Here is a 22,157-nt window from a genome sequence, read left to right as displayed (position 1 = left end):
CAACGATGAACGCGGGCGGCTGGGTACGGCTCTGCGCGGTCGGCGACATTCCCGTCGTCGGCGCGCGCGGCTTCGACCTGCGGGGCAGCGGGGCCGACGACGTGTTCTTGGTCCGCATGCACGACGCCGTGCACGGTTATCGCAACAGCTGCCCTCATTGGCCCGGCGCAACGTTGCCGTGGCGCAAGGACGCGTATCTCGACGCGACCGGAAGTGCGATCGTCTGCCACGGACATGGCGCGCGATTCGACATCGCCACGGGCCGTTGCATCACCGGGCCATGCATCGGCAGGCAATTGACGGCCATCCCTGTGAAGATCACGCGCGATGATTCCGTATGGGCGTTACTCCCGGAGTACGCCGGGAACGGTCGAGATCGCGAATCCTTACAGGTTCTCGGGCCAGTAAAGTAGAAGCGGGTCCGGATAATCAGATCGAGGAGAAATCGGCTTAATCAAGTTAGTTAGCATAACGATATTAATACCACTAGATTGGAGACAAGCTCATGTACAAGCGACGCATCTACGCTGCTACGTTCGTCCTCGCGTGCCTACCTCAGACTCAGGCATTTGCGCTGGAGAACGGCACCAGCAGCTATCCCGAAGGGATCATGACCGTGATGAGCGGGTTGCTCGGCGGACCCGGGACATATCTGTACAGCTATAACCGGTTCCAAAATATTACGTCGTTACGGGACAGCAACGGTGACAAGAATCCGTCGGGCGCCAACGGCGGCCTGCAGGCGCATGCCCTTCGTGTCGTTCATGTGTTCGAGCAACCAACGGTTTTTGGCGGCAATCTCGCAATACAGGCAGCGCTTCCCTACGTCGACGGCACGCTGCATTTTCCGTCGTTCGGAATCGCGGGCGGTGGCCGCGGGTTCGGCGACCCGCTCTTTGGCGTTATGCTGGGCTGGCAATCACCCAGCTATTTGCAGACCCTGGAGCTTGACGTCGTTCTGCCAACCGGATCGTATCGTGCAGACCGACTGTTCAACCCTGGCACCAATGTCACGAGTGGTTACCTGGCCTACTCGTTCACGTGGTTTCCTGTGCAGCCAATCGAGATCAGCTCGAAAATAAATCTGGCATACAGCAGTGTCAATTCGGCCACGCACTATCAGTCCGGCCTCCAGCTGACCGCCGACTACGGCGTCAACTACCACATCAATCAACAATGGCTGGTCGGCATCGGCGGATATGCGAATACTCAGCTCAACGACGACAAGATCAACGGTGACGCAGCATTCGGCGACGGCCACCGAACCCGCGAAATCACGATAGGTCCTCAGGTCGGATATGGCACACAAAAGTGGGGAATGATGTTGCACTGGCAACAACATATCTATGCGCGCAATGCGGCCTACGGTAGCGCGCTCTGGTTGAACGCATACTACAAGTTTTAAGCTGCGGCGTCGTTCTTCGCGACGTGCACCTGGCGCGGCGATGCGGTGCCGCTCCAGACATTCAATAGTTGACTCGCTCCTGGCGATATCACAACGCGGGCCGACGCTAACCGGCGCATACATCGAAAGCCAACATACACGCAGCCGTGCCACCGGAACGCAGGCGATGGACCGATATGCATTACAGCCGCACTCGGCCGATCGCTGCAATCCGGCTAGCACATCATCATGGCAAGGCAGGAGCGGCCTGTCGGACAAGCCCAACCATCAACAACAACGATCCTCGCGGGATTTGCCCCCATCAACTCTCTCGAAAGTCGAAGGCTGCTAGCGCGAGGTCGTTAATATGCTGCAGCCGTTCAAAATGGCGAAGCCCTTCGATGAAGCCAGCGGACAAAAAAATCACCGTGACGTCCCGTTCGAAATCGACCATGAATCCAGTGGACGCCCCTCCTACTGCGGCCAGGCTCGACGGCGAGGCGGTCTGACCGACCGGTGTAAGCATGTGTTCCTCGCCACGGACATAGCTCCCCAGCATGGTGAAGTTGGCAGGATATTGACCAAGGCCCCTGGCGAGCACCTCAGCCGTCAATGCGTCGTTTACGAGCTTACCGGTGTGGTTTCGGCGGGCATATTCGAACAGTGAGGGAGACAAGACACGTTGGTCCCTCGCAGTGCCGCGCCCGCGGAAGACATTAGTGAATTTGAGCAAGTCGTCGATCGTCGAGTAAGCATTTCCAGACGGAATCTCAGCAGTCTCGCCCATGATGCTGTTGAACAGATGCGCCAGCGCAGCTGATGTTGGACCGAAGTTCTTCTCGGTGAAGCTGACCGGCACACGACGACTGTCATTGACAGGTAGCCCAAAGCTGGTATCGGACATGCCCAATGGTGCGAAGAGATCCTCAGCCATGATTTGGCGAAATCCCCGCCCGTGCGGATCGGTATTGACGAGAATCTGGCCGGAGAGGTCAAATCCGAGCCCGGAAGTATATAGGCAACGTGTGCCCGGTTCGTACGCGGCGGGTATGGCACAAATTGCCGTTGATTTCGCCACAAGGTCGCCAGCTTTCTCCAAACCCAAGGGAGGCGGAACAAGCCCGAATGGCAAGCCAGACGTATGAATCAGGAGTTGACGGACAGTGGCGTTTTGCTTGCCCGCAACGCCAAACCCGGGCACCAAGTCTGCAACGCGAGTGTCCAGCTGGAAACGTCCTTCGTCAACGGCTTTAAGGACCATCGTCGCCGTAAAGGCTTTGCTCATTGACATCAATAGGTACCGGTCGTCGTCGGCAGCGGCTCGCCCCGGTGCGACGGTGCCGAAGGTCCGGCGGTGTACAACCTCGCCACTGCGAGCGACTAATAGGGAAGCGCCAAAATTGCGCCCGTCTTGGATGTCCTTCTGGATATAGGAGTCCAAACGAACGAATGCGTCTGCGTCGATACGCAAACCCGAGTCTGCCATGAGTGCACCTTTAGATACGGTTAGGATCTATTGGGGTTGATGTTACTATCCCCCTTTTAGAAACGCAACGTACTTATTGATATGCGCACGATCGCCGCTCGGCGCCCACGACGTACCAACATCGAGGTGGACTCGGCCATCGCAGCCGCTACCTTGGCTGAACTTCGGGAAAAGGGATATGCCGGTGTGACTTATGATGGGGTAGCCAGGCGCGCGGGCACCAGCAAGCCAGTGCTCTACCGCCGCTACGCAACACGCGCAAGCATGGTGCTAACGGCGTTGACGCGACTGCCGCGAGCCGCACCACCTCCCAACACAGGAAGTCTGAGGGGTGACTTGATCGCCTGGATTGAGGGAGCACGCAGTGCTGCGGTCGCAGTGGGCACGCAGAACTATCGAGCCCTGGTCGGTGAACTGGATGATGGTTTGCTAAATCAGTTCCGCGAAGTTCTAGCCGGCGCGGAAAGCAACATAAGCGGATCCATAATAAAGCGCGCAAAGGAGCGTGGCGAATTGGGAGAGCACCCCATCCCCAGCCATGTGGCTATCCTCCCGTTCACGATGCTGCGCCAAGCGGTACTTTTCGGCGGCGCTGAATCCGTCGATGTGCCGGCCGTTGTCGATGATATCTGCTTGCCCCTGCTCAAGCAGCATAGCTATCAACTTGCGAAACGGTAGTAGAAGATGATCGGACCGATGCCCTTGGGCAACGGAACAATGTAAAACTCCACTGCCAACTCCATGCGCTGCCTGAAAGATGCCACAATCCGCCCGGCCTTTATCGCGCCGGGTGGTCCGTGGCAAAACGGGTTCGACGAAGGTTCTACGGCAAGCTCTCGACGAATTGCTGAACTGCGAATGGTTCTTCGGCCGCGTGGAGACAATGGTACTCATCAAACGCCGGCGGCAGTCTTACAACGAACATCGGCACCGAGTCGCGCATCGCTATCAACTTCCCGCCGGCACCCGTCGAGGCTAGCTGGATTCCGACAATATCAACGCGAGGCTTACTGCCTGGCCAGACAAAGAAGTCCACCGCAGTTCATACGGGCATTTCAAAGATCGATAGCGATTTCGGGTGTACGCGCTCTGGAAACACAGATCATCAGCGACTGGCCCGCGCGCTGCTCCTCCGTGCTGAGCACGTAGTCTCGATGCTCCACCTCACCCGATATCAGGGGCACTTCACAGCTACGGCAGAGCCCTTCCCGGCAGGCAAACGGCGGCGCAACGCCATTTCGCTCCAGGCATTCAAGAATGGACTCACCCGACTCGACAAGATATCGCCTGCCTGTGCGAGCGAGGACAACCGTAAAACTGCTCCCTTCCATCAAAGCCTGTGGGCCCATTGCAGCCCCGAAGCGCTCGAAATGTACCCGCGACGGCTCCAGCTCGAGCGACTTCCCTTGAGCCTCGACCGCGGCCATCAGGCCTTCTGGGCCACAGCAATAGATGTGCTCCGCAGGTCGGATCCGGCTGAGTACTGCGCCAACGTTTACATGCTCGGCCACCTCATCATCGACATGAAGATGAACGTCGCCGTTCAGTGACAGGATCTCCTCAAGATACGCCGCGTGATTCCGAGATCGCACACAGTAGGTGAGCCGCCACGGGAAGCCGTTTTCGATGCACGCCCGAATCATGCTCAAAATCGGCGTTATACCAATCCCGCCAGCGATAAAATTGTGGTGCATCGCATCGCTTGACATGGCGAACAGTGAACGAGGTTCACCAATCACGAGTGTGTCTCCGACCTGAAGCGAATCGTGGATGTACGCAGAGCCCCCCCGAGACGTCGCGCTTCTGCTCACACCGAGGCAATATCGCGTCAGGTCTGTTGGAGTATTGCAGAGGGAGTACTGACGTACGATCCCCCCCGGAAGATGCACATCAATATGCGCCCCAGGTTCGAAGTTGGGCAGCGCCTCTCGATTTCCTTTTCGCAGTTCAACACCGACAATTCCCTCGGCGAGTCGCGTGACCCGGGTAACGACCACCTCGATCATGGTTGCACTCCAGCGACGTCGCCAGCTTTTTGCTCCTGTTCGAGACGCTGCGTAACAGCCCATCGGAACTGGGAGAGCGCGCCATCGATGCCGAACGCCATCATTTTGAAGGACGGGTCGAGGACCAGATTCTGTTGCTGCGCAGTAATGATGTCGCGGTCTTCGTCGAATGCGTCCACAACCGCTTGGTGGATTGATCGCGTGATCTCCGCTTGGTCGAGCGCAAAGTTGTGCGGATGCGAGAAGAAGTAGTGCGTCGAATTTTCCGTTTCCGGCGTCAACGCTTGACAGCCTCTGAACTCGATGGCGCCAATTCGTACTCCTTCTTGCGCGCCGGTACCAGTAGGGGCCATCCCCGAATCCATGCGCAGAATTGCAGGTATCGTGAATTCATAGATATTCCACCGATCCACATTCCCGGACCAGTCCTGCACTGCCTTCGCGAACGGTGGCGGCTCTGTATTGATCGTCCAACGCGTAATCAGTACGCCATCCTTGACTCTCTCCACTTTCGGTTGAACCTTCGCATAGTCTTCCCCGCCGCCAAGTGTCGTCGGATGCACATACGGTAAGTGAGAAAAATCGAGCAGGTTGTCGGCGATGAGAAGGTAGTTGACGTGGTAGTGGATATATCCTGGCAATCCACGCCAGTCGGGATCGTCCAACCAATGAGTATCGGGAATTGTCGAAGGATCTGCGAGGGCTGGGTCGCCCATCCAAATCCAGATCCAGCGATGACGTTCTACGACAGGAAAACTTTTGACCTTTGCTTGCGGTGGAATGCGCTCCTGCGCGGGAGCCTCGATACACGCGCCTTGGCTGTCAAACTTCAACCCGTGATACATGCATCGCACACAATCGCCTTCTCTACGCCCCAAAGAAAGCGGCGCACCTCGATGACAACACCGATCCTGTAGGGCGACGATCTCACCATCCTCCTTCCGGTAGAGCATGACCGGCTGACTAATGATGGTTCGCGCGAGAATGTCCGATCCCTCGATTTCGTGCGACCACGCCGCGACGTACCAAGTGTTCTTGATAAACATGTGACGTCTCCTATTAGTGAGATGTGGCGCGTAAGCGCCACATCGGCCGGCGGTCAGAAATAAGCCTTGACGCCGGTCTTCTCTGATCCCGCTAGACACGGGGATGTTTGACCTTGCACCGATATTCGCGCTTGACCACAAGGTAGGTTGACGACGATCATGCGTCAATACAATGCCACGCATACGGGAGATGCATTCGGTGCATATTCGCGATCTCGATCTCAATCTCCTCGTAGTCTTCGACGCACTTCAGCGCGAGCGCAGCGTTACGCGCGCGGCCGTGGAGGTTGGGCTCTCCCAAGGCGCGATGAGCCATGCACTAAATAGATTGAGGACGTTTTTTGAAGATCCGCTGTTCGTCAAGACCTCAGGTGGGATGACCCCCACCGCAAAAGCGGAATTAATCGGCGCGTCGATCGGCGAGATCATGACTGCCCTGCGCCAAAATGTTGTCTCGCAGGCACGGTTCGATCCGTCGACTTCCCGGCGTGCTTTTGTCTTATGTATGACCGATATGGGTGAGTTGGTTTTCCTTCCACCACTCATCAGGCGTCTGCGCAAAGCTGCGCCTCATTGCTCGATACGATCATTGCAAATCCCGCTAGAGGAAATCGAAGCGACTTTGGCATCGGGAGAAGCCGATCTGGCACTCGGCTCCATCCACGTCGCACCAGAAAACCTGTTTCAGCAACAGTTGTTTCTGCACACGTTTGTCACCATGGTCAGCGTCCACAACAGGGCCATTGGCAAAGCAATCACGAAGGCACAATTCGAAAACATGCCGCAGATCGTCGTCTCGCTTACCGGGCGAGCAAGCGAGGCCTATGATCGCGCCTTCGATGACTACGGCATCAAACGCCACGTCTATCTCACGACTCCGCATTTCCTCGCGGTGCCTCACCTCATTGATGCCCATCCCGAGCTAATCGCCAATGTCCCGCTGGAGTTGGGCAATGTTTTCGCCAAACTCGGCACGGTGCGCATTGTTCCGCCCCCGGTCCCTTTGCCGCCGTTTGCATTGCGACAGCATTGGCATCCGCGGTTCCACCACGATGCAGCAAATATCTGGTTACGACAGATCATCAAGGAAACGTTTGACCACTATCCGAACCTGCCTGATACGGCAAATTAGCGTATGAAAAGGCATTTGATTGAATTGCATGGGACATCCAGATAGGGTCCAGTACGTGTAGCTTGCCCAACTAGCGCAGTTTGCGAGCGCCCGTTCCCGTGCTCCCGCACGGGGAATAGAGGCATCACGATCAATAGATGGTCTTCGCGGATAAGATGCAGACCCAAGCGTTCCTTGTCGTCGCCTTCGTAAACTGGCGCGACAATGTGCCGCTAAGCAGTAGTTTGGAAGTGACCACAGTAACGTCACCACCGTGCATACCGCTTTCGCGGCCCATCCATATTTCAAGCCTTCATTCGACCCATGACCTGATATTCGCCCGCATCGCGCTGGCGGAGATCCCGTAACGATCGTGCAGCGTCGGCAATGCGCCCGCGGCGAGGTACGCATCGGGCAGCGCGATCTGCCGGAACGGCACGGCAACGCCGGCCCCGAGCAACGCAGTCGCCACCGCTTCGCCGAGCCCGCCGATCACCGTATGGTTCTCGGCGACGATCACCATGCGCCCCTTGCGCGACGCCTCCCGAACGATGGTCGCCGTATCGAGCGGCTTGATCGTCGGGACGTGCAGCACGGCTGCATCGATGCGGTCGGCGTCAAGCGCCTTCGCGACCTCGAGCGAACGCATCGTCATGATCCCGGACGAGATCAGCAGCACGTCGTTGCCGTCGCGCAGCAGCTTCGCCTTGCCGAGTTCGAAACGATAATCGTATTCGTCGAGCACGGCCGGTACGTTGCCGCGCAGCAGGCGCGCGTACACCGGCCCCTTGTGCGCGGCAATCGCCGGCACCATCTGCTCGATGTCCAGCGCGTCGCACGGATCGATCACGGTCATGTTCGGCATCGCGCGCATCAGCGCCAGATCCTCGGCCGCCTGATGGCTCGGCCCGTAACCGGTCGTGAGGCCCGGCAATGCACACACCAGCTTCACATCGAGATTGTCCTCGGCGATCGCCTGATGGATGAAGTCGTACGCGCGGCGCGTCGCGAATACCGCATAGGTCGTGACGAACGGCTGCGCCCCTTCGTGCGCGAACCCGGCGGCCGCGCCCATCAGCAACTGCTCGGCCATGCCCATCTGGTAGTAACGCTCGGGAAATTCCTTCGCGAAAATGTGCAGGTCGGTGTACTTGCCGAGATCGGCCGTCATGCCGATCACGTTGCCGTTCGTGCGCGCGAGCTTCGCGAGCGCATGGCCGAACGGCGCGGCGCGGGTCGCCTGCCCCTCGGCCGCGATGGACGCGATCATCGCGGAAGTCTTCAGGCGCGGCTTGTTGTCGACGGTGCTCATGCGTGTCTCCCTGCTTCGAGTGCGTCGAGCGCGAGCTTCCACTCGTGCGCATCGACGCGAATGAAATGGCTCTTCTCGCGTGCTTCGAGGAACGGCACGCCGCACCCCATCTTCGTGTCGCAGACGATGATCCGCGGCTGCGGCTTGTCATGTCGGCGCGCGTTGTCGAACGCGCGCTTTACCGCGTCGATATCGTTGCCGTCGACTCGCTGCGTATACCAGCCGAATGCTTCGAGCTTGTCGACCAGAGGCTCGAACGCCATGACTTGCGTCGACGGGCCATCGGCCTGCTGGTTGTTCACGTCGACGATCGCGATCAGGTTGTCGAGCTTCCAGTGCGCGGCCGACATCAGCCCTTCCCAGATCGCGCCTTCGTCGAGCTCGCCGTCCGAGAACAGCGTATAGACGAATGCGTCCGAGCCGTTGCGCTTGAGCCCGAGACAACGGCCGACCGCGATCGTCAGGCCCTGGCCGAGCGAACCGCCGGACATCTCCATGCCGGGCGTGTAGCTCGCCATCCCCGACATCGGCAAACGGCTGTCGTCGCTGCCGTAGGTTTCGAGCTCCTCGGCCGGCAGGATGCCGGCTTCGAACAGCGCCGCGTACAGCGCGATCGCATAGTGGCCGTTCGACAGCAGGAAGCGGTCGCGCCCTTCCCACTCGGGATCGTCGGGGCGATAGCGCATCGCGCCGAAATACGCGACGGCGAGCACGTCGGCAATGTCGAGCGCCTGGCCGACATAGCCCTGGCCCTGGACTTCGCCCATCAGAACAGCGTTTCTGCGGATGCGGTACGCGCGCTCGGCGAGCGTGACCGCTTCATGAATGGTTTCGGTATCCATCGTTGGCTCCAGTATTGGATCGGAAGACATGCAGGTCGAATCGGCGGTGATCAGCGATTGACAGAGCGCGGCACGAGGAACACCAGCAGCGCGCCGATCGTAATCGCGACGGAGATGAAGAGGAGTCCCGCAGTCGACTTGCCGGTCAGGTCGTTCAGCCAGCCGACGATCGCCGGCGAGAAGAAGCCCGCGAGATTGGCAAAGCAGTTGACCGCGGCGATGCCCGCCGCCGCCGACATCCCGCCGAGCAGCGCCGTGGGCAGCGACCAGAACTGCGACGACGACGCCAGAATGCCGGCGGACGCAATGCTCAGGCACACGATCGACGCGCTGACGCTGCCGAGCATCGGCAACGTCGCGAAGCCCGCCGCCGCGATCAGCATCGGCACCGCGAGATGGAAGCGGCGCTCGCGGCGGCGATCCGCGCTCATGCCGATCAGCGGCAGCGCGACGATCGCGCACGCATACGGAATCGCGGTGAACAGGCCGACCCACAGCGGATCGGCGACGCCGGCCTTGCGAATGATCGTGGGCAGCCAGAACGTGAGCCCGTACTGCCCGAGCACGACGCAGAAGTAGATCGCGGCCATCAGCCATAAGCGGCGGTCGGCGACGAATGCGCGAATCGACAGGTGGGCGGTCGTGTGCTCGGCGTCGGCCGACACGTTGCGCGCCAGCAAGGCTTTTTCGGCATCGGTCAGCCATTTCGCGCCGGCAATGCCGTCATCGAGATACAGCAGGATCGCAAAGCCCAGCACGAACGAAGGCAACGCCTCGAGCAGGAACAGCCACTTCCAGCCCGCCATCGACATCGCGCCGTGCAGCGAATGCATGATCGCGCCCGACAGCGGGCCGCCAATGATCCCCGCGAGCGGAATCGCCATGAAGAACAGCGACAGTGCCTTGGCACGACGTGCCGACGGGAACCAGTAGGTGAGGTACAGGATCACGCCCGGCGCGAAGCCCGCTTCGGCGACGCCGAGCAGAAACCGCAGCACGTAGAACGCGGCAGGTGACTTCACGAACACGAAGCTCGCGGAAATCACGGCCCACGTCAGCATGATGCGCGCGAGCCAGCGGCGCGCGCCGACGCGATGCAGGATCAGGTTGCTCGGTACTTCGAACAGAAAGTAGCCGAGAAAGAAAATGCCTGCGCCCATCCCGTACACGGTCTCGCTGAAACGCAAGTCGTTGAGCATCTGCAGTTTCGCGAAGCCGACGTTGACCCGGTCGAGATACGCACCGAGATAGCACAACATCAGGAACGGGATCAGCCGTCGCGCGACCTTCGCATAGGTCGCCGCTTCGAACGTCTGCGCATCGTCCCGTTGCAGCATCTCGCCCTGAACCGGCGAGGCGGGGTACTTTGCTCTCATCTTTGTCTCCTGCCATGGCCCCGGGTCGTCCCGGGTGCATGATGGTCGGCGCCGCGCGTGTCGCGGCACCGTTCTCAGTGAATCAGCATCCCGCCGTTGACGTCCAGCGTGATGCCCGTCAGGTAGCTCGACAGGTCGCTCAGCAGGAACAGGCACGCATTGGCGACATCGGCGGCCTCGCCGAGGCGGCCGAGCGGAATGCCCTTGACGATCTCCTCGCGCATGTCGGGCGTCAGCTTGTCGCCGGTGATGTCGGTCTGAATCAGGCCCGGTGTGATCGAATTGACGCGGATACGGTCGGCCCCGAATTCGCGCGCCATCGCCTTCGCGAGGCCGAGCACGCCGGCCTTCGCGGCGCTGTAGTGCGGGCCGCCGAAGATGCCGCCGCCGCGCTGCGCGGACACCGACGACATGCACACGATGCTGCCGCCGCGCTGCTCCTTCATCGCCGGCAGCACCGCCTGCGACATGTACAGCGTGCCGCGCAGGTTCACGTCGACGATCGCATCGAAGTCGCGCCCGGAAATGTCCAGCGTGCGCACCGGCTGCGTGATGCCGGCGTTGTTCACGAGGCCGTCGATACGGCCATAACGCGCCAGCGTCGCGCGAGCCGCGGCCACGCACGCGTCGCGATCGGTCACGTCGCACGCCAGGCCGAGGTGGTCGGGCCCGAGCTCGGCGGCGGCCGCTTCGGCGTCCTCGCGACGCAGGTCGAGAATCGCCACGCGCGCGCCCTGGGCGGCCAGCGTGCGGGCCGTGGCCTTGCCGATACCGCGCGGCGATGCCGCGCCGGTCACGATGATGGTCCTGTTGTCGAGCAACATCGTTCGTCTCCTGTGTTGATGTGTGTGCAGAGTGTCGGCTCGACGGACACCCGCATCAACGCGGAAACGCTCAGGCATGGTTGAGAAAATTTCAGATGACGCCGCGCGGGCCGTTCCGGCGTGCTGCAACGCAATATTGCACGCGGCCCGGACGCGCGATGTTCAGTTCGCGCGGCGCTGCGCCGCGACCTCCCGCTCGATCCACGCAAGGAAGCGTTTCACGCGAGGCAGTTCCGCGTTCTGCCGCGGGTAAACGAGATGATGCGCACCGACTTCCACCGCATGCGTCTCGTCGAACACGGGCACCAGCGCGCCTTCGCGGATCTTCACCGACGCGAGCATCAGGCTTTCGAGCGCGATGCCGAGGCCGAGCGCGGCGGTTTCGAGCGACATGTACGACCGGTCGAACGAAAAGTCGAAGGTCTTGCGGGCCGCGAGCGATACGCCGGCCCGGCCGAACCACTGCTTCCACTGCACGAGCGGCGTTTCGGAATAGATCAGCCGATGCGCGAGGAGGTCTTCCGGCGCGTTCACCGGATGCCGTTCGAGGTACTGCGGCGACGCGAGCGGCGCGATGAACTCGCCGCGCATCGTCTTCACCTCGAGGTTGTCCCAGTTGCCGTAGCCGTGGCGGACGTCGATATCGTAGAAGCCGTTCGAGAACGACACGTTTTCGTAAGAGCACGCCAGGTTCAGCTGGATATCGCCGTTCGCTTCCTGAAACGACGACAGCCGCGGCAACAGCCACATCAGCCCGAAGCTCGGGCTCGAATGCACGCGCAGGATATCGACCTCGGCGCGGCTCGATGCGCGCTCGGTGGCGCGGCTCAGGTCGGCCAGCGAGCCGGTGACGTCCGCCAGATAGCGCTCGCCGGTCGGCGTGAGAACGAGCCCGCGCCCTGATCGCTGGAACAGCGGCTGGCCGATCTGCGATTCGAGGTTGCTGAGCTGGTGACTCACGGCGGACGCGGTCAGGCCCAGTTCTTCCGCGGCACGATTGACGCTTTTGGTCCGGGCGACACTTTCGAACGCGATGATTGCCTTGAGCGGCGGGATGCGCATGTTGGTATCCGTTGGAATGAGCAGATCGCCTGGCAAAGCGATATCGAAACGACACCTGGAACATTGTCCGGGCCAGGCCACTGCAATACGTTACATGCCAATTCTAGAGTGCCCGAGGGCCGCCGTTCGCTGCAACGTGGTCCCGACCGGCGGGCGCGCACCGGTTCCCTAGGCGCGCGACGCACGCGTGGCGGGCCTGTCGGGTCAGGTTGCCCTGGCGCCCGGGCACCGCTTCGATCGATCATTGCGCCGGCGCAACGGGTCGTCACTCCGGTTCAGGAACCGGCAACCCCAGCCGCCAGCTCAGGTTCCTGCGCGCCTGCCTCTCGCAGCGCGTGTAGAAGAATTCCGTCAGATAGATGCGCGGACGCACGAGCAGCCCGCGCAGAATCGTCCGCTCATGAAAATCGTAGGCCCGGTCGTCGAGATCGGGACGCTCTGCCCGCAAACGCCGGCCGTCTTCGCGAAACCGGCTGCGGGAAGCGCCGAGCGCGGCCAAGTCGATGTCGCACGCGAAGCGGGTATCCGGTTGCGCGGCAATGCCCGCGTGGGTCGTCGCGAGGATCATCGCGCAGACGGGGTCGCACGCGCGGATTCGCCCCCCGGCCTGGTGCCGGAACCAGTCCGCGCTACGCTGCTCGTTGTCCTTCGCGCCGGGCACGAAAATCACGTCATGGAACCAGAGCGCGAGTTCGACGGCGTCCGGCGCGGGAATCGCGTCGCGCGCCAGGTCGAGATGACGCAGGCATCGCCGGACATGCACGAGCGTATGGTAATGGCGCACCGGCTCCGCATAGCATTGCGCGAGCCTGCGATAGACCTCCTCGGCATGGGACCCGCCGCTGCACGACCACAACGCGACGAACCGCGCCTGCATCCGGTTCACGTTCGCTCCTTGGACCGGGGCGTCCGCGCGGAATCGCCCCATGCCGACATGACTGCGATGCGCTCAGAGAAATTCCCTGCGGATGTCGATGCTCGAGCGCTGCCCGATGTTTCCGTAGTGATGCGCGAGCCACACATCCGCTTCGCGTCGCCCGTGGTCATGCAGTTCGCTCAGAAATGTCCAATCCGCGTTGTACTTGCTCGATACGCTCAGCGCGGACAGCGCATCGTCGGCGCGAATGGAATGAATCAGCATTTCCTTCATCTCGCCGCGTTGTATCGTGCCTTGCTGGATCAGGTCGGTGACGAACGCGATCGCCCGCATCTCGCGCATCAGCGACGAATTGAAACTGATCTCGCTGATCCGGTTGAGGATTTCCGCGGCCGTGATCGGCACGCCGCGACGCACGAGCGGATTGATGTGCACGATCACGACGTCGCGCGTCGCGCAGTTGTAGATGAGCGGATAGATGGCCGGATTCCCCATGTACCCGCCATCCCAGTAGTACTCGCCGTCGATCGAGACCGCCTGGAACAGGGTCGGCACGCATGCCGACGCCAGCACCGCGTCGGCACTGAGGTCCGCTCCGGTGAACAGGCGGATCTTCCCCGTCTCGACGTTGGTCGCGCACACGTACAGCCGGATCGGACAGTGCTTGCGCAGCGCGTCGAAATCGATCTGGCTTTCGAGCACCTCGCGCAGCGGATTCAGGTTGTTCGGATTGAACTGATAGGGTGAAAAGACCCGCAGCATCATGTCGGCGAACGCATACAGCGGCGAATGATCGAGCCCGAAGCTGTGCGTGCCCTTCAGCCAGGGCATCCAGCGCAGCGGGTTGTAGCGCTCCGCCGATTGCGCGACCGCGTGCCAGAAGTCGTGCAGTGCCTGACGCGCGCCGTCTGCGCCGCCCTTGTGCAGCCCGTACGCGAGTACCGCGGCGTTCATCGCGCCGGCGCTGGTTGCACTGACGCCTTCGATGTCGAGCCGGCCGTCTTCGAGCATGCGGTCGAGCACGCCCCAGGTGAAGGCGCCGTGCATTCCGCCGCCCTGCAACGCGAGCGCAATCGGTTTGCGCGGGCCATCGTTGCCGCGTCTTGCGTGCGTGGTTGCCATGCCCGTCTCCTCGGCGCTCCGCGCAGGCGGAACAGCGGCAGGTCATCGAGCGCACGTCGTCACGCGATCCGTCGCCGTGCGCCGTTGTTCCATTCATCCTGCGCGCGCGTCCAATGCATCCAGCAGCGCTTTCGCGTCGCGCAGGTCGCTTGTATCGAAACCTTCCGTGAAGCAGGCGAGCACCTCGGACAGCGCTCGCCTCGCCTCCACGATTTTCCCCTGCCGCTGCAACAGCCGCGCAAGGTCCGACGCCGCCCGCAATTCCAGCGCTCGGGCACCCTGGCGGCGCGCGCGCTCGATCGCCCGGTGAAAGCAGCCGGCGGCCCTGTCGTCGCGCGCCGCGACGGCCCCTTCGTCGCACGCCGCGACGGCCCCCTCTTCGCTCGCCGCGACGGCCTCCTGCTCGCTCGCCCCGCCGGCCAGATAGACGCCCGTGAGCCGGTACAGCTCGGCCTCGAAGCAGTGCTCACCGGTTTGCTCGACGAGCGTCGTCGCCTCTTTCAGCAGGTCCAGCGCTGCCCGCCGGTCGCCCGCGCGCCAGTAACTGTCGGCGAGCAGCGCGAGGGAATAGGGCCGCTGGTCTTCGCCGCCGGCGGCCCGCTGCGCATCGAGGCCCAGCCGCATCTGCGCGATGCCGTCCCGGATGTTGCCTTGCGCGCTCATCGCCCAGCCCCGCAGGAGCGTCCCCCATGCGAGCCAGTACGGCAAGCCGTGCTCGGTCGATACGGCAATGACCGCTTCCGCGCGCTCGGCGGCAAGCGTCGGCTCGCGCCGCAGCTGATGCAGGTGTGCCGTGTAGGTCAGGCTGAACGCCAGGGACGGCCCATAGGAAAGGTGCCGTGCGAGCGCCAGTGCTTCGACGCTGCGCCTGAGCGCCTGGTCGGGATACCCCTGGATCCACAGGGTCAACACCAGGAAACTGAGCGCCCGGATGCCCGGATCGACCCCGTGCGCGAACACGTGGGCCTGATGCTGCTCCGGATCGTAGATCGCGATCGCCTGTTCCAGGTGGGTGCGGGCGGCCGTGAAATCGCCCTGCAGGAAGAAGCACGAACCCAGCGCGCTATGGGCCTCGATGAGAAAGCCGGGGTCGTTCGCATCGCGGGCCGTACCGAGCATCTGCCGGCCCAGGTCGGTCGCGAGCGCATATTCGCCGCGCACCACGTGGTGCATCCGCAATCCCAGCTGCGTCGCGAAGCGTTGCGATACCTCGCCCGTGCGCTCGCACAACGCTAGCGCACGCGTATAGGTGGCGCCCACCTCCGTCGCGCCATACCCGCGCACATCCATCAGGACCGGCCCGAGGGACAGCAGCAGCGTCAGCTCCCAATGCGCGCGCATCGGTGTGTCCGGCAAGCCCTTCAGCAACGCAAGCGCCGCGCCGAGGTGATTCATCGCATCGTGATGAGCCGCATGGCGCAGCGCCTGCTGGGCCGCACGATGCAGGTATTCGACCGCCTTCGGAATGTTGCCGCTCTGACCGTAGTGATGCGCGAGTTCGCTGCAGTAATCGGCGATGCGCGTCGGGAACAGCACCTCGATCGCCTGCGCGGTACGCTCGTGCAGCGCGGTGCGCCGCTCCGTGAGCAACGAGCGCCCGGCCACTTCCTGGGTCAGCGCGTGCTTGAACGAATAATTGACCTCGGGAAAGGCGGGCCGTTCGTAGATGAACTCCGCGGCTTCCAGATGCGCGAGCAGGCGACGCAGTTCGTCGTCCCGCGCCGCCACCTCGCCGCAGATGCGCCGGATCAGGCTGAACGGAAACTCGTGGCCGATCACGGCAAGCGCCTGCAGCAGTTCCTTTTCCTCGACGGGAAGCCGATCGATCCGGGCCGCCAGCACGCCCTGCACGGTGGTCGGGATATGCAGCGTCGCCGGCGTCTCCACGATGCGATAGCGCCCGGCCTCACCGAGCAGCGACTTCTCTTCGACGAGCGTCTGGACCACTTCCTCCATGAAGAACGGATTGCCCTCCGTCTTCTCCAGAATGAGCTGCTTCAGCGGCACGAGCGTGCGATCCTCGCCGAGCAGCGCCGTGAGCAGCCCCTGCGCATCGGACGGGCCGAGCGGCTCGAGCCGGATCCTGCTGCAATGAACCGCGCCGGCCCACGCCGGCCGATACTCGGGCCGGTAGTTCACCAACAGCAGGATGCGTGCATCCGGCACGTGGTCGATCAGGTAGCTTAGGAATGCTTCCGTTTCACGGTCCAGCCATTGCAGATCCTCGAACAGCAAATGAACCGGCTGATTCTGGCTCTCGCGCACGAGCAGCTGCCTGATCGCGTCGAAGGTGCGCTCGCGCCGGATCTGCGGGTCCATCTCGACCAGCACCGAGCCGCCCTCGCCGATGCCGAGCAGATAGAGGACGTACGGCACGAGGTCCTCGAAACCGCGCTCCAGCGCGAGCGCCTTGCCGATGACCTTTTCCCGGCAGCGCCGCTCGTCGTCCTGCGGCGTGATCTGGAAATAGTTCTTCAGGAGTTCGATCAACGGCAAATTGGAAAACGCCTTGCCGTGCGATACCGAAAACGTCTCCAGCACCAGCGCGCCGCGCCGTGAACGCTCCTTGAACTCATGGAACAGACGAGACTTGCCGACGCCGGCCTCGCCCACCACGCCGACCACGCGCCCGTGCCCGGCCCGCATGGTCTCCAGGGCCCGGTTCAGGTGTTCCAGTTCCGTTTCGCGCCCGACGAACCGCGCGAGACCCCGGTGCGCCGCCAGCTGCAGGCGCGTGCGCAACGCACCCAGCCCCAGCACTTCGTAGACGCATAGCGGCGCGGGAATGCCCTTGAGTTGCGTGGCCCCGAGCGCTTTGAACTCGAAATAGCCTTCGGCCAGCTTGTGGGTGGATTCGCTGACGAGAATCGACGTGGGCGCGGCGATGCCCTCGATCCGCGACGCGATGTGGATCGTATGCCCGAGCGGGTCGTATTCGGTGTGCAAGTCGTCGGTGCGGATCGAGCGGACGACGACCTCGCCCGTATGCACGCCGACGCGAATCTGCAGAGGAATGCCTTCCTGCAGCCGAATCCGGTCGCCATGCTGGCGCATCGCCTGCTGCATGCGCAATGCGGCGAAGAGCGCGCGCTGCGCGTGGTCCTCGTGGGCGATCGGCGCGCCGAACAGCGCGAGGATACCGTCGCCGAGCGATTTGGCGACGTACCCTTCGTAGTAGTGGACCGCCTCCATCATCAGCTCGACCACCGGCACGATCAGGCGATGCGCCACTTCGGGATCGAGGTCGTGGATCAGCGCGGTCGACCCGGCCATGTCGGCAAACAGCGCGGTAACGGTCTTGCGCTCGCCGGCGGGCTCGCCGCGCGCTTCCATCGCCGCGTGTTCGGCACGGATGCGCTCGGCCAGATGATCGGGCGTGTAATGAATCGGGGTGGGCGACGGCGCTCGAGCCGACGGTCGGGACAATGGCGCCGCGGCGGCAGGTGTCGCCAGCGGCGCTCCGCAATGGCTGCAGAAGCGGGCTGCCGGCGCTGCGTCATGCCCGCACTGCGGGCAGGTGCGGGACAGCACGGCGCCACATTCCTGGCAGAACCCCGCACCGGGAGGATTCTCCGATCCGCAAATTGTGCAGCGCATAAAACCCTCTTCCAGCCAAGGGTCGACCTCGAAACATTATGCGCCACTCTCTGCCGGTATTCAGGTCGGTGAATGCGCGTACGCATGCCGACGGGCGAAGGAACGAACGGTTTGATGGGCGCTCTTCGCGATTGTCACGCGCAGGGTCGAGTCAGCGGCCGCATCATTCGCCGACGCGCAGGACATCCATGCCGATTGCCTCGGCTCGATCCGCGCCGCTCGCCGCGTCCCTACATCTTCCCCGCCAGGTGAAACCGCGACGCCGGATGCCACAGCCTGACCGACGTCGCGACGTGCTCGCCGACCCAGGTGCGGCGCCTCAACACCAGGCACGGCTCGCCGATTTCCATCACGAGATGCCGGCGCACCTGCGCATTGGGCTTCTCCGCATAGATCCGGAACTCGGCGCGCTGGATCGGCGCGAGCCGCACCATGTAGTGGTTCGGCGTCTCGATCGTGAAATCCTGCTCCAGGTAGTCGGGAAACAACGCCGGATTGACGTACCGATCCTCGAACTGGATCGGCTCGTCTTCCTCGAAATGCACGATGCGCGAATGAAACACCGGCCCCGAGCGAAGCCCGAGCGCATCGATCGCATCCGGGTCGACGCTGCGCTCGATCAGCACGACGCGCGCGCTGTGCCGATGACCGCGTTCCGCAATCTCGTCCGCGATGTTGCGGATCTCCAGGACCGTCGATTCGTAATGCCGGCGCTCGACGAACGTGCCGGCGCCCTGGATGCGGGTCAGCACGCGTTCGTTCGTCAGTTCGCGCAGCGCACGCGACACCGTCATCCGGGCCACGCCGAATTCCTTGACCAGCTCGGCCTCGGTCGGGATCGCGCCGCCGGGTTTCCAGTCGCCCTTCGCGATCCGCTCGACGACGTAGCGCTTGATCTGTTGATAGGCCGGCAGTGCGCGCGCCGGCACGGCCTCGCCCGATGCCCTCGCCGGTCGTGCGGAAAGTTGTCGCTCCGTCTCGTTCATGCACCCTCGACCGAATGAATAATGGATGATCCGCCCGTCGTCGCCGGTCGTCACTGCAACGGCGGCGGCGCCCCCGCGACGATGCCGGCCGCGATCGCGATGTCGTCCGCGAGCGGCCGGTCGTCGCGATACGCCGGTACGCGTTCGCGCACGTGCCGCCACAGCGCGTCGGTCGACGCGGCCCGCCCGGTTTCGTTCGCTTGCAAGTCGTATGCCTGCGCGGCGGCGAGCAGCTCGATCGCGAGCACGCGCGTCGCGTTCTCGATGATGTCGAGCGCCTTCAGCGCGGCCGGCGTCGCATGACACAGGTGATCTTCCTGCAGCCCCGACGTAATGCCGCCGTCGAGGCTCGCCGGCGCCGCGAGCCGCTGATTCTGCGCGACCAGCGCGACCGCCGTGTACTGCGCGATCATGAAGCCCGAACACGTGCCGCCCGGCGCCGCGAGAAACGCCGGCAGGCCGCTCACGAGCGGATTGACGAGACGGTCCAGCCGCCGCTCGGCGATGGCCGCCACCTGCGCCATCGCGGCCGCGAGGCTGTCCATCGCCAGCGCGATGCCCGCGCCGACCGCATGCGCCTGCGAATGAACGGCCGGCGCATCGCGCGTACCGGCGACGATCGGATTGTCGGTGACGGACGCGAGTTCGCGATCGACGACGTCCGCCGTGACCGCGAACACGTCGCGCGCCGCGCCGTGCACGTGCGGAATCGTGCGCAGGCTCAGCGGATCCTGCGTATGCCGCCCGCTCGCCGCGGCGAGCATCGGGCTGTCGGCCAGCATCGTCCGCAAGCGCGCGCCGACGTGCCCGATGCCGGGCGAGATCCGCAACGCGAGCGAGGCCGGGTCGAACGCGGCGAGTTGCCCGCCGAGATTCTCGAAGCTCGCCGCCGCGATCCAGTCGGCCCAGTCGAGCAGCCGTTCCGCGCGGGCCAGCGCGAGCGCGGCGAGCCCCGTGACGCACGGCGTGCCGTTGACCAGGCTCAACCCTTCCTTCGCACCGAGCACGAGCGGTTCGCGGCCGATGCGGCGCAGCGCCTCGGCGCCGCCGATGCGTTCGCCGCGGTGGCGCGCATGGCCGTGCCCGATGCAGACGAGCGCGACGTGCGCCATGTGGGTCAGATAGCCGACCGAGCCGTGCGCCGGCACCTCCGGCAGGCAATCGTGCTCGAGCAGCGCGACGAGCTGGTCGACGACGTCGGCATGGACGCCCGAATGCCCGTGCGCGAAATTGTTGATCGCGGCCGCGATGATCGCGCGCGTTTCGGCTGCGCCGAGCGGCATGCCGACGCCGACCGCGTGACTCATCAGGATGTTGCGCGACAGCGTGCTCTGCTGTGCCGGCGACACGATCACGTCGCACAGCGCGCCCACGCCGGTATTGACGCCGTAAGCGCGAATCCCGCGCGCGACGATCTCGTCGACGAGTTCGCGCGCGGCAACGACACGCGCGCGTGCCTCGTCGGCCAGCGCCAGCGGCTCGCCGGCCGCCACCGCCGCAACCTGTCGCCAGTCGAGCGGCCGGGCCGCACGGAATACGGTCATGGCAGCCTCAGTTGGTGGTGCGGTCGTGGTGGCTCGACACGAATTGCCGGAAGCGCTCGGAGCACTGGCCGCCGAACAGGTCGTCGGGCGTGCCGTCCGAGTCGACTTCGCCCTGATGCAGGAACAGCACGCGATTCGACACGTGCCGCGCGAAGCCCATTTCATGCGTGACGACCAGCATCGTGCGCCCCTCTTCCGCCAGCGAGCGCATCACGCGCAGCACTTCGCCGACCAGCTCCGGATCGAGCGCGGACGTCGGTTCGTCGAACAGCATCACTTTCGGATGCATCGCGAGCGCGCGGGCGATCGCGACGCGCTGCTGCTGGCCGCCCGACAGGTGCGCCGGATAGTAGCCGCGCTTGTCGGCGAGACCGACGCGCGCCAGCAGCGCCTCGGCCTCCTCGACCGCTTCGGCGCGGCTGCGCTTTTGCACGCGCAGCGGCCCCTCGACGAGGTTGTCGAGCACCGTCATGTGGGACCACAGGTTGAAGTTCTGAAAGACCATGCCGAGCTGGGAGCGGATCCGGTCGACCTGGCGCCGGTCGCTCGGATGCAGCTTGCCGTCGCGCGCGCGCTTCATCGCGAGCGTTTCCCCGGCGAGCGCGACGGAGCCGTCGTCGGGTGTCTCGAGCAGGTTCAGGCAGCGCAGGAACGTGCTCTTGCCCGAGCCGCTCGCGCCGAGGATCGAGATGACGTCGCCCTCATGCGCGTCGAGCGAAATGCCCTTCAGCACATGATGGTCGCCGAACGACTTGTGGATGTTCTTGACCGACAGCGCAACGGGAGCAGCGGTGTTCATCGGATTCTCCTGGAAGGAATGGCGCGCTCAGGATGCGACGCGCTGGGCATTGCGGTTCGCCGCGGCGGGCGCACCGGATGGCTTCGGCGCACGCAGGTGCCCCGAGAGCCGCCATTCGAGCGCGCCGAGCAGGCGCACGACGATGAAGTTCAGGCCCAGATAGATCACGGCGGCGCAGACGAACACCTCGGTCGTCCGATAGGTTTGCTGGATGATCTGCTGCGCGACGCCCGTCACTTCCCATACCGTGACGAGGCTCGCCAGCGCGGTCGACTTGACGAGCAGTACCGCTTCGGTCGAATACGCGGGCAGGCACTGGCGCAACGCGATCGGGCCGATCACGCGCCGCAGCAGCGCGAAGCCCGACAGGCCGATCGAATAGCCGGCCTCGATCTGCCCGACCGGCACGGCCATCAGCCCGCCGCGCAGGATCTCGGCGGTGTAGCCCGCCGTGCACAGCGCGAGCGACAGCACCGCGCAGACGTACGGCTCGCGCAGCAGCGGCCACATGAAGCTTTCGCGGATCACGCCGAACTGGCCGAGCCCGTAATACACGAGGAACATCTGGATCAGCAGCGGCGAGCCGCGAAACACGAGGATGTAGGCACGCGCGAAGCGGTTCGGCAGCCAGCGCGGCGACACGCGCATCGTGACGATCACGAGCGACAGCAGGCCGCCGAGCACGAGCGAGGCGAAGAACAGGCCGAGCGTGGTCGGTACGGCCGCGAGCAGCTGGCGCAGCGTATCGAAGAGAAAAGCGAAATCGAGGGACATGCACGTTCT

19 protein-coding genes are annotated in these 22,157 nt (G+C 63.6%); 4 read left to right on the top strand and 15 right to left on the bottom strand.

What is annotated here, in order from left to right; all coding sequences use genetic code 11:
- Positions 1-5 precede the first annotated feature (5 nt).
- Together PL79_RS06515 and PL79_RS06510 are read left to right on the top strand one after the other, a co-directional pair.
- Positions 6-413: a Rieske (2Fe-2S) protein gene (locus tag PL79_RS06515; protein WP_044845510.1), complete on the top strand. Its 408-nt coding sequence runs from the start codon at positions 6-8 to the stop codon at positions 411-413.
- A 92-nt stretch (positions 414-505) separates the two neighbouring features.
- Positions 506-1,405 (top strand): SphA family protein, encoded by a 900-nt coding sequence (locus tag PL79_RS06510; RefSeq protein WP_044845509.1) that lies wholly within the window; start codon positions 506-508, stop codon positions 1,403-1,405.
- 301 nt (positions 1,406-1,706) lie between these two features.
- Here the strand turns inward: PL79_RS06510 and PL79_RS06505 are convergent, their stop codons facing one another.
- Positions 1,707-2,870: a serine hydrolase domain-containing protein gene (locus PL79_RS06505; RefSeq protein ID WP_044845508.1), complete on the bottom strand. Its 1,164-nt coding sequence runs from the start codon at positions 2,868-2,870 to the stop codon at positions 1,707-1,709.
- A gap of 81 nt (positions 2,871-2,951) precedes the next feature.
- Here PL79_RS06505 and PL79_RS06500 point away from each other — a divergent pair, with 81 nt between their 5' ends.
- Positions 2,952-3,548, top strand: a complete 597-nt coding sequence (locus PL79_RS06500; RefSeq protein WP_082088546.1) for a TetR/AcrR family transcriptional regulator — start codon at positions 2,952-2,954, stop codon at positions 3,546-3,548.
- Positions 3,549-3,925: 377 nt separating this feature from the next.
- Here PL79_RS06500 and PL79_RS06495 read toward each other — a convergent pair whose 3' ends face one another.
- Positions 3,926-4,876, bottom strand: a complete 951-nt coding sequence (locus tag PL79_RS06495; protein WP_082088544.1) for a PDR/VanB family oxidoreductase — start codon at positions 4,874-4,876, stop codon at positions 3,926-3,928.
- Complete coding sequence (locus PL79_RS06490; protein ID WP_044845504.1) at positions 4,873-5,922, bottom strand: aromatic ring-hydroxylating dioxygenase subunit alpha; 1,050 nt, start codon at positions 5,920-5,922, stop codon at positions 4,873-4,875. Before PL79_RS06490 ends, PL79_RS06495 begins: the two co-directional genes overlap by 4 nt.
- Positions 5,923-6,112: 190 nt before the next feature.
- Here PL79_RS06490 and PL79_RS06485 point away from each other — a divergent pair, with 190 nt between their 5' ends.
- Positions 6,113-7,054 (top strand): LysR family transcriptional regulator, encoded by a 942-nt coding sequence (locus PL79_RS06485; protein ID WP_044845503.1) that lies wholly within the window; start codon positions 6,113-6,115, stop codon positions 7,052-7,054.
- Between the two features lie 292 nt (positions 7,055-7,346).
- Here PL79_RS06485 and PL79_RS06480 read toward each other — a convergent pair whose 3' ends face one another.
- The 12 genes from PL79_RS06480 to PL79_RS06425 form a co-directional block, all read right to left on the bottom strand.
- The gene (locus PL79_RS06480) at positions 7,347-8,345 is read right to left on the bottom strand and encodes a transketolase family protein (RefSeq protein ID WP_044845502.1); all 999 of its coding nucleotides are present in this window, start codon (positions 8,343-8,345) and stop codon (positions 7,347-7,349) included.
- Positions 8,342-9,187, bottom strand: a complete 846-nt coding sequence (locus tag PL79_RS06475; protein ID WP_044845501.1) for a transketolase — start codon at positions 9,185-9,187, stop codon at positions 8,342-8,344. The genes PL79_RS06480 and PL79_RS06475 overlap by 4 nt, the downstream gene beginning before the upstream one ends.
- A 50-nt stretch (positions 9,188-9,237) precedes the next feature.
- Positions 9,238-10,563 (bottom strand): MFS transporter, encoded by a 1,326-nt coding sequence (locus PL79_RS06470; protein WP_044845500.1) that lies wholly within the window; start codon positions 10,561-10,563, stop codon positions 9,238-9,240.
- Positions 10,564-10,637: 74 nt separating this feature from the next.
- Entirely contained in the window at positions 10,638-11,387 is a 750-nt protein-coding gene (locus PL79_RS06465) for an SDR family NAD(P)-dependent oxidoreductase (RefSeq protein ID WP_044845499.1), read from the bottom strand.
- A gap of 162 nt (positions 11,388-11,549) precedes the next feature.
- Complete coding sequence (locus tag PL79_RS06460) at positions 11,550-12,449, bottom strand: LysR substrate-binding domain-containing protein (protein ID WP_044845498.1); 900 nt, start codon at positions 12,447-12,449, stop codon at positions 11,550-11,552.
- Positions 12,450-12,714: 265 nt separating this feature from the next.
- Positions 12,715-13,335, bottom strand: coding sequence for an HD domain-containing protein (locus tag PL79_RS06455; protein WP_044845556.1), 621 nt, complete (start codon positions 13,333-13,335; stop codon positions 12,715-12,717).
- A 63-nt stretch (positions 13,336-13,398) separates the two neighbouring features.
- Entirely contained in the window at positions 13,399-14,448 is a 1,050-nt protein-coding gene (locus PL79_RS06450; protein ID WP_044845497.1) for a patatin-like phospholipase family protein, read from the bottom strand.
- Positions 14,449-14,541: 93 nt separating this feature from the next.
- Positions 14,542-18,045, bottom strand: a complete 3,504-nt coding sequence (locus PL79_RS06445; protein ID WP_044845496.1) for an adenylate/guanylate cyclase domain-containing protein — start codon at positions 18,043-18,045, stop codon at positions 14,542-14,544.
- Between the two features lie 230 nt (positions 18,046-18,275).
- Positions 18,276-19,031: a histidine utilization repressor gene (gene hutC, locus PL79_RS06440; protein WP_044845495.1), complete on the bottom strand. Its 756-nt coding sequence runs from the start codon at positions 19,029-19,031 to the stop codon at positions 18,276-18,278.
- A 50-nt stretch (positions 19,032-19,081) separates the two neighbouring features.
- Entirely contained in the window at positions 19,082-20,575 is a 1,494-nt protein-coding gene (locus tag PL79_RS06435; protein WP_044845494.1) for an HAL/PAL/TAL family ammonia-lyase, read from the bottom strand.
- 7 nt (positions 20,576-20,582) lie between these two features.
- On the bottom strand, positions 20,583-21,374 hold the full coding sequence (locus tag PL79_RS06430; RefSeq protein ID WP_044845493.1) for an ABC transporter ATP-binding protein: 792 nt from the start codon (positions 21,372-21,374) through the stop codon (positions 20,583-20,585).
- 27 nt (positions 21,375-21,401) lie between these two features.
- Positions 21,402-22,148 (bottom strand): ABC transporter permease, encoded by a 747-nt coding sequence (locus PL79_RS06425; protein ID WP_044845492.1) that lies wholly within the window; start codon positions 22,146-22,148, stop codon positions 21,402-21,404.
- Positions 22,149-22,157 lie beyond the last annotated feature (9 nt).

It is taken from the genome of Burkholderia sp. USMB20, from assembly GCF_000949135.2.
GTDB lineage: Bacteria > Pseudomonadota > Gammaproteobacteria > Burkholderiales > Burkholderiaceae > Burkholderia.
This window is presented reverse-complemented; position numbering and strand designations above follow the sequence as displayed.

Coding starts and splice junctions, on each gene's coding strand:
- PL79_RS06475 (WP_044845501.1), bottom strand. CDS start 9,187: ATGGATACCGAAACCATTCATGAAGCGGTCACGCTCGCCGAGCGCGCG.
- PL79_RS06505 (WP_044845508.1), bottom strand. CDS start 2,870: ATGGCAGACTCGGGTTTGCGTATCGACGCAGACGCATTCGTTCGTTTG.
- PL79_RS06425 (WP_044845492.1), bottom strand. CDS start 22,148: ATGTCCCTCGATTTCGCTTTTCTCTTCGATACGCTGCGCCAGCTGCTC.
- PL79_RS06480 (WP_044845502.1), bottom strand. CDS start 8,345: ATGAGCACCGTCGACAACAAGCCGCGCCTGAAGACTTCCGCGATGATC.
- PL79_RS06490 (WP_044845504.1), bottom strand. CDS start 5,922: ATGTTTATCAAGAACACTTGGTACGTCGCGGCGTGGTCGCACGAAATC.
- PL79_RS06510 (WP_044845509.1), top strand. CDS start 506: ATGTACAAGCGACGCATCTACGCTGCTACGTTCGTCCTCGCGTGCCTA.
- PL79_RS06460 (WP_044845498.1), bottom strand. CDS start 12,449: ATGCGCATCCCGCCGCTCAAGGCAATCATCGCGTTCGAAAGTGTCGCC.
- PL79_RS06500 (WP_082088546.1), top strand. CDS start 2,952: ATGCGCACGATCGCCGCTCGGCGCCCACGACGTACCAACATCGAGGTG.
- PL79_RS06465 (WP_044845499.1), bottom strand. CDS start 11,387: ATGTTGCTCGACAACAGGACCATCATCGTGACCGGCGCGGCATCGCCG.
- PL79_RS06445 (WP_044845496.1), bottom strand. CDS start 18,045: ATGCGCTGCACAATTTGCGGATCGGAGAATCCTCCCGGTGCGGGGTTC.
- PL79_RS06435 (WP_044845494.1), bottom strand. CDS start 20,575: ATGACCGTATTCCGTGCGGCCCGGCCGCTCGACTGGCGACAGGTTGCG.
- PL79_RS06485 (WP_044845503.1), top strand. CDS start 6,113: ATGCATTCGGTGCATATTCGCGATCTCGATCTCAATCTCCTCGTAGTC.
- PL79_RS06515 (WP_044845510.1), top strand. CDS start 6: ATGAACGCGGGCGGCTGGGTACGGCTCTGCGCGGTCGGCGACATTCCC.
- PL79_RS06470 (WP_044845500.1), bottom strand. CDS start 10,563: ATGAGAGCAAAGTACCCCGCCTCGCCGGTTCAGGGCGAGATGCTGCAA.
- PL79_RS06495 (WP_082088544.1), bottom strand. CDS start 4,876: ATGATCGAGGTGGTCGTTACCCGGGTCACGCGACTCGCCGAGGGAATT.
- PL79_RS06450 (WP_044845497.1), bottom strand. CDS start 14,448: ATGGCAACCACGCACGCAAGACGCGGCAACGATGGCCCGCGCAAACCG.
- PL79_RS06430 (WP_044845493.1), bottom strand. CDS start 21,374: ATGAACACCGCTGCTCCCGTTGCGCTGTCGGTCAAGAACATCCACAAG.
- hutC (WP_044845495.1), bottom strand. CDS start 19,031: ATGAACGAGACGGAGCGACAACTTTCCGCACGACCGGCGAGGGCATCG.